We start from the raw sequence: 6,814 nt of genomic DNA on the forward strand, positions 1-6,814 counted from the left end.
GGGGTCAGAACAAGAGCTGCTCGAAATCGTACGCTAAGCTTGAACGGAGCGGGAACGCTTGATTGACCGCATTTCAAAAAGGGCATCTATGACCGGACATTCTGGAACCTGATCGCCGGTGCATTGCGCCGCCATATTCGACATGGCCCGCTCCAGACGCCGCAGATCGGCGATTTTCTGACGGATATCTTTCAAATGTTCGATGGTGAGCGCATGGACCTCCCGGCAGGTGTAGGTATGCCCATCGACCAGGCGAAGCAGGCCGCGCAACTCGTCCAGGCTGAAGCCGAGTTCACGGCCGCGCCGCACGAAATGCAGCCGCCTTGCGTGTTCAGTTGTGTAGATACGATAACCCGCTGCGCTGCGGGCGGGCTTCGGCATGACGCCGATTTTCTCGTAATAGCGGATCGTCTCTATGTTGACGCCGCTGCGCTCGGACAGCACGCCGATCGAAAATTCATCATTCTGTGTCATCACATAGCTCGCACAAATCCGTGAAAATTTCTCGCTTGACCCTGTAGTCGCTACAGGCACTAGGGTCACGATAGATCAATTGCGGGAGCATGTGAACGATGATGCAGGATGAAACACGGACGCTGGCAAATACAGTCACAGAGCCAGCCGAAAAGGGTTTTGATCGGGCAGCATTGCTGTCGGTCGGCGGCATCGTTGCGGCACTGGGCGCAGCAACCTGTTGCGTGCTGCCCTTTGCCTTGTTCTTCGCTGGCATCAGCGGCGCGTGGATCGGCAATTTGACCGCGTTCGAACCCTACCAGCCTGTGTTTATCACGATCGCGCTCGCCTGCCTCGGCTACGGTTTCTATCTCGTCTATCGCAGGCCGAAGGCGGCTGAATGCGCCGAGGGTTCCTACTGCGCGCGTCCATCATCCCATCGGAACGCCAAGATCGGCCTTTGGGTCGCAACTGTCTTGATCATTATCGCCGTGGGCTTTCCCTACGCCGCCCGCCTTGTCCTCGATGCTTAATCCCAAGGAGAATCTCATGAAAATCCTGCCCCTCATTGCCCTTACTGCGTCCCTGCTGACGGGTGGTCACGCTTTTGCCGCCGAGCAGACCGTAACCTTGAATGTTGCCAATGCCACCTGCGAACTCTGCGGCCCGATTGTGAAGCGGGCGCTCAGCAACGTTCCAGGCGTGCTCGAGGTTGATGTATCGGAGGCGACCGGCGCGGCGATCGCGAAGGTGCGCTTTGACGACAGCCAGACGAATGTCGCCGCGCTGATCACCGCAACCACCAATGCTGGCTATCCGTCCGGCGTTTCGCAGTAAGGAGGTTCAGCATGACAGATGGAAAGTTCATCGGCCTTGGCGGAGTCGGGTTTCTCGCCGTCATCTGTTGCGCCGCGCCATTTCTTTTGGTCGCCGCTGGCTCTTTTGGCTTTTCCGCATGGTTCGCAGCGGCCGGCTATGTGCTGATCCCGATCGCTCTCGCCGCGATTGGGGCGTCCGCACTTTATCTTTACCGGCGTCGGCGTTCCGCCTCATCAGCGGATGCCAATTGCTGCTCGATGAATAACAAGACAACAAAGGTGAATTGAATGTGTGAAGCTTGCGACGTTCCAACTTCCAACAAAGGCAACGGCCGTTATGATCTTGTGGTCGTCGGAGCTGGCTCGGCCGGTTTCTCCGCCGCGATCACGGCCGCCGAACTAGGCGCCCAAGTGGCTCTTGTCGGGCATGGCACGATCGGCGGTACATGCGTCAACATCGGCTGCGTGCCCTCGAAAGCCCTGATCCGGGCCACGGAGGCTGTACGTCACGCCAACGATGCGGCTGCCCGGTTTGATGGGATCGAAAGCGGCGCGCGCGTGGTTGATTGGGCCGCTCAGATCGCCCAGAAAGACGCTTTGGTTGCCGGTCTGCGACAGGCGAAATACGCTGATCTGCTGCCGGAGTACAACAATGTGGTCTACCACGAAGGTCCGGCCCGCCTCGTTGACGGCGGTGTCCAGGTCGCGGGCCAGCACATCGGCTCCGAGCGAATTATCATCACCACCGGTGCGCGTCCGGCGTTGCCGGGGATTCCGGGGATCGCTGACGTATCGCCGCTCGACAGCACGACAGCGCTCGCCCTGACCGAGCTGCCACGCTCGATGATAGTGCTTGGCGGCGGCTACATCGGCGTGGAGCTTGCCCAGACTTTCGCACGGGCCGGTGTCGAAGTGACACTCGTGTTCCGCAGCCGGCTTCTGCCGGAGGCTGAACCCGAAATCGGCGCTGCGCTTGCCACCTATCTGGCCGATGAGGGGATTAAAATCGTCAGCGGCATTACCTACGAGTCCGCCCGCAAGACCGATGATGGTGGTGTTGCCCTCGCCATCGCGCGGGACGGACGTCCGGAAATCTTGACTGCCGAGCGGATTCTTGTGGCGACGGGACGCCGCTCGAACACTGAAGCCCTTGGGCTTGCTGAAACCGGTATAGACCTGACACCGGCCGGGGCCATCATCGTTGATGATCGCATGCGCACCTCGAAGGCGGGCGTCTATGCCGCCGGCGATGTAACCGGAAAAGATCAGTTCGTCTACATGGCCGCCTATGGCGCAAAGCTCGCCGCCAAGAACGCATTGAACGGCAACAGCCTGAGTTACGACAACACCGCAATGCCCGCCGTGGTCTTTACCGATCCGCAGGTGGCGAGCGTCGGCATGACCGAAGCGCAGGCGCGGGCTGCCGGACATTCGGTTCGCACCTCCGTCCTTTCCCTCGACAATGTGCCGCGGGCGCTGGCGGCGCGCGACACGCGCGGCCTGATCAAGCTGGTCGCCGACGGGTCAACCCGGAAACTCCTTGGCGCTCACATCCTTGCACCAGAGGGTGCTGACAGCATTCAGACGGCAGCCTTGGCCATCCGCTGCGGCCTGACGATCGATGATCTCTCGGAGACGATCTTTCCATATCTGACGACTGTCGAAGGTTTGAAGCTTGCGGCTCAGACCTTCGACAGGGATGTGAAAAAACTGTCCTGCTGCGCGGGGTGAGGCGAAAGGGAAACGGGTGCCTACTCAAGTCACGGCTTAAACGGAGCGGTCGCCCTCGATCCTGACACGCATGATGGTCTGGCGGCTGGTGTCAAATTTTCTGGCGAGTGCGGAAACGCTCATCCCGCCCGCCAAATCCGAGAGAACATCCAATTTCTGCTTCTCATTGAGCCGAGCGGGACGGCCGAGGGTCTTGCCTTCCGACTTGGCTCGTTTGAGGCCCGACTGCGTGCGTTCGATCAGCAGATCACGCTCGAACTGAGCGACGGCATTGATGACGCTCATCGTCATCTTCCCGGCGGAACTCGCCAGATCGACGCCGCCGAGGGCCAGACAATGGACCCGCACGCCCAGCTCCTCCAGTTTCCTGACCGTCGTACTGACATCGATCGCATCTCGGCCGAGCCGATCGAGCTTGGTGACGATGAGCACGTCCCCGGCTTCGAGTTTATCCATCAGTCGCGAGAAACCCCGGCGCTGCGCAATGGCGACGCTGCCCGAGATGGTCTCGGTGACTATACGGCGTGGCTCGACGTGGAAGCCGGCCGCTTCGATTTCCTGAATCTGGTTTTCGGTGGTCTGTCCGGTCGTGGAGACACGGACATAGGCAAAGGTGCGTGGCATAAGGTTCAATTTCGTCCGAATAGGTTGTCCGAAAGGTGATGCCTGTCCACAAATAAGTCAAGATAATTTGTGGACAGGGTGATTTAGGCCTGTACTCAAACGACCGTTTCCGGACATGCCCGGAACCATCGACGCAAGTTTGTATGGAGTAAAAAATGGCGCGGCGGAAGTTTCTCAAAATTCAGGATCAACAGGAGCTGTTCGGCGTACCGACCGATGAGGATAGTCTGATCCGTCACTACACTCTATCTCCATCGGACCGGCTGGAGATCGAAGTCCGCAGGCGAAAACATAACCAGCTCGGCTTTGCTGTCCAGCTTTGCATGATGCGGCATCCGGGCCGGGCTCTCATGGTGCACGAAATTCCGCCGAGGGCGATGCTCAATTATATAGCCGAACAATTGGATGCTGATCCGGAGAGTTTCCGTTCCTATGCCAGGCGGGAGGAAACTCGCCGCGAGCATATCGCGCATTTGCTTTCCTATTTTGGAAAACGAACAGCAACAGCACAGGACCGGCGCGCCGCCTTACTATCCGCCGTCGAAACGGCGACCGCAACGGACAAGGGCCATTCTATTGCCCAAGCTATTGTCACCACGCTGCGGGAGCGGAAGGTGTTACTTCCCGCACCTGACACAATAGAGCGGATCGGCTTTGCCGGCCGCGTAATAGCCCGCCGTCGCGCCGAGGCTGCCCTGATATCGGGCCTTTCAGCCGAAAAGCTCCAATCCCTCGATGATCTTTTGACGGTTGATCCCGAGATACGACAGACGCGATTCCATTGGCTGCGATCTGCGCCAGATGCTCCGGGAGCAACCAACCTGGTCACGCTGACCGACAGGATCGCTTTCATCCGCGCGCTCGATATCGATCCCCGACTACAAGCCCGCATCCACTCCGGTCGCTGGGAGCAGATGGTCCGGGAGGGCGATGTGACACCGGCATGGCTTGCCGCCGACTTCAACGCCAGTCGGCGGCGCGCGACGATCATCGCGCAGATCATCAAGCTTGGGCAAAAGCTCACCGACGCCGCAGTCACCATGTTCATCAAGCTGATCGGCAGGCTGTTTTCGCAGGCGAATAACCGCAAGAAGCAGCGCCATGTGAACACCCGGATGGAGACGGCTAAGGCACTACGGCTGTTTCTCGACACGATATCGGCTCTTCAGTGCGCCAATGACAATGATGAAGATGCAATTGAAACGCTCGACCGCCACGTCGGCTGGCATCGCTTGGTGCAGGCAAAGCCGACGCTTGCGGCGATGGTGGAAGACAATGACGCCTCACCCTTGCTTATTGCAGCTGAGCAATATGCCAATGTTCGCAATTATGCAGGCCGGTTCCTCCTGACCTTCACATTCCATTCAAGTCGTCGGTATGATCCTTTGCTGGCAGCGATCGAAACACTCAGATCCCTTTACGCGGAAGGAAGGCGCGTGCTTCCCGAACGTGTCCCGATCGCTCATCTCGGCGCGGCGGAGCGTAAACTGATCTTCGGGCAGGCAAAGGCCGATCGCCGTCTCTATGAGATTGCAACACTGGCAGCGTTGCGCGAGCGGCTTCGTTCGGCCGACATCTGGGTCGAAGGCAGCAGGGCGTTCCGGCCGATAAATGAAAATTTCATGCCCCGCCCTACTTTTACCAAGCTGAAGGAAACTGACCAGCTTGGGCTCGGTGTGCAGCGCGACGGGGTGGCTTGGCTCACCGAAATGCAACAATTGCTGGACTTCAATCTGAAACGTCTCGCCCATCGCGCCCGCAACGGCAAACTTGAAGGCGTCCGTCTCGATGCCGGAACCCTGATTGTAACACCGCTGGCGAGCGAAGTGCCCGCTGCAGCCGATGAACTAAATATCGAACTCAGCGAAATGTATCCGCTTGTCGAAGTGCCGGATCTCTTAAGAGACGTGCATGAGTGGACCGGCTTTGCCGACCAGTTCACCCATGTTCGAACGGGCGATTCACCGCAAAACATTCCGGCCATGCTCGCCGGCACGCTCGCGGACGCCACCAATCTTGGCCCGAAACGTATGGCCGGAGCCTCCAAGGGGATCAGCGCCCATCAGATCGGATGGATGCGCATGTTCCATGCCCGCACGGAAACCTATCGCGCAGCGCAGGCATGTGTGACCGACGCCCATGCGCGTCATCCCCACGCCCAGCTCTGGGGAACAGGGACGACCGCATCATCTGATGGTCAGTTCTTCCGGGCCAGTGATCGTGCCGCCAAACGCGGTGATATCAACCTGCATTATGGCAGCGAGCCAGGCTCGAAATTTTACAGCCACCTTTCCGATCAGTACGGCTATTTCAGCATTCTGCCGATCAGCCCGACCGAGAGCGAGGCAGCCTATGTTCTCGACGGCCTGTTCGACCACGACACCATCCTGGAGATCGAGGAGCACTTTACCGATACCGGAGGTGCGAGCGATCATGTATTTGCCCTCTTCACTCTGATCGGAAAGCGTTTTGCGCCTCGGCTGCGCAATCTCAAGGACCGGAAGTTCCATACTTTCGAAAAGGCCGACTCATATCCAGCACTGGCCAACCATATCGGCGCGCCGATCAATACCGCCCTCATTCTGGAACACTGGGATGACCTTCTCCATCTGGCGGCATCAATCACGACACGCTCTGTTGCGCCCTCAATGATCCTCAAAAAGCTGGCGGCATCCTCGAAACCGAGCCAGTTGGCGAAAGCCCTGCGTGAGCTCGGGCGCATCGAGCGATCCCTGTTTATGATCGAATGGTATTCCAACCCGGCACTTCGCCGGCGATGTCAAGCCGGTCTTAACAAAGGAGAATCCGCCCACAAGCTCAAGCGGGCCGTTTTCTTCCATGAGCGCGGCGAAATCCGCGACCGATCGTTCGAAAGTCAGGCATTCCGTGCCTCGGGCCTCAACCTTGTCGTCAGCGCCATCGTCCACTGGAATACCGTTTATCTCAGCCGTGCCGTAGCCCATCTGCGTCAAAGTGGTCGAACTATCCCCGACATATTGCTCAAGCATGTCTCGCCACTCAGCTGGGAGCACATAAATCTCACCGGCATCTATTCCTGGGACACCGAGCAGCAGATGCCCGAAGGCTTCAGGCCATTGCGACTTCCTGGAAGAATCCTCCGCGCTGCATGACGTTCCCGCTCCGTTCGGTCTTAGCGTACGATTTCGAGCAGCTCTTGTTCTGACCCC

The 6,814-nt window shown here is 58.7% G+C and carries 7 protein-coding genes; 5 read left to right on the forward strand and 2 right to left on the reverse strand.

The annotated features are described in order from the left end of the window. Positions 1–33 precede the first annotated feature (33 nt). On the reverse strand, positions 34–474 hold the full coding sequence (locus JNC80_RS19655; protein WP_023517540.1) for a MerR family transcriptional regulator: 441 nt from the start codon (positions 472–474) through the stop codon (positions 34–36). A 98-nt stretch (positions 475–572) separates the two neighbouring features. On the opposite strand from JNC80_RS19655, the gene JNC80_RS19660 reads away from it, so the two are divergent. The 4 genes from JNC80_RS19660 to merA are packed head-to-tail and all read left to right on the forward strand — an operon-like array spanning position 573 to position 3,002. Next, positions 573–986 carry a mercuric transporter MerT family protein gene (locus JNC80_RS19660; RefSeq protein WP_003501072.1) on the forward strand — a complete coding sequence of 138 codons (414 nt, stop codon included), beginning with the start codon at positions 573–575 and terminating at the stop codon, positions 984–986. Positions 987–1,002: 16 nt separating this feature from the next. Further along, positions 1,003–1,290 carry a cation transporter gene (locus tag JNC80_RS19665; RefSeq protein WP_164057016.1) on the forward strand — a complete coding sequence of 96 codons (288 nt, stop codon included), beginning with the start codon at positions 1,003–1,005 and terminating at the stop codon, positions 1,288–1,290. A gap of 11 nt (positions 1,291–1,301) precedes the next feature. After that, positions 1,302–1,559 (forward strand): mercuric ion transporter MerT, encoded by a 258-nt coding sequence (merT, locus tag JNC80_RS19670; RefSeq protein WP_003501076.1) that lies wholly within the window; start codon positions 1,302–1,304, stop codon positions 1,557–1,559. Continuing rightward, positions 1,560–3,002 carry a mercury(II) reductase gene (gene merA, locus JNC80_RS19675; protein ID WP_003501078.1) on the forward strand — a complete coding sequence of 481 codons (1,443 nt, stop codon included), beginning with the start codon at positions 1,560–1,562 and terminating at the stop codon, positions 3,000–3,002. Between the two features lie 36 nt (positions 3,003–3,038). Here the strand turns inward: merA and JNC80_RS19680 are convergent, their stop codons facing one another. Beyond that, positions 3,039–3,626, reverse strand: coding sequence for a recombinase family protein (locus JNC80_RS19680; RefSeq protein WP_003501080.1), 588 nt, complete (start codon positions 3,624–3,626; stop codon positions 3,039–3,041). Positions 3,627–3,781: 155 nt separating this feature from the next. Between JNC80_RS19680 and JNC80_RS19685 the strand changes: the two genes are divergently transcribed. Further along, positions 3,782–6,757 (forward strand): Tn3 family transposase, encoded by a 2,976-nt coding sequence (locus JNC80_RS19685; RefSeq protein WP_003501082.1) that lies wholly within the window; start codon positions 3,782–3,784, stop codon positions 6,755–6,757. Positions 6,758–6,814 lie beyond the last annotated feature (57 nt).

The organism is Pseudochrobactrum lubricantis, from assembly GCF_041929865.1.
Lineage (GTDB): Bacteria > Pseudomonadota > Alphaproteobacteria > Rhizobiales > Rhizobiaceae > Pseudochrobactrum > Pseudochrobactrum saccharolyticum.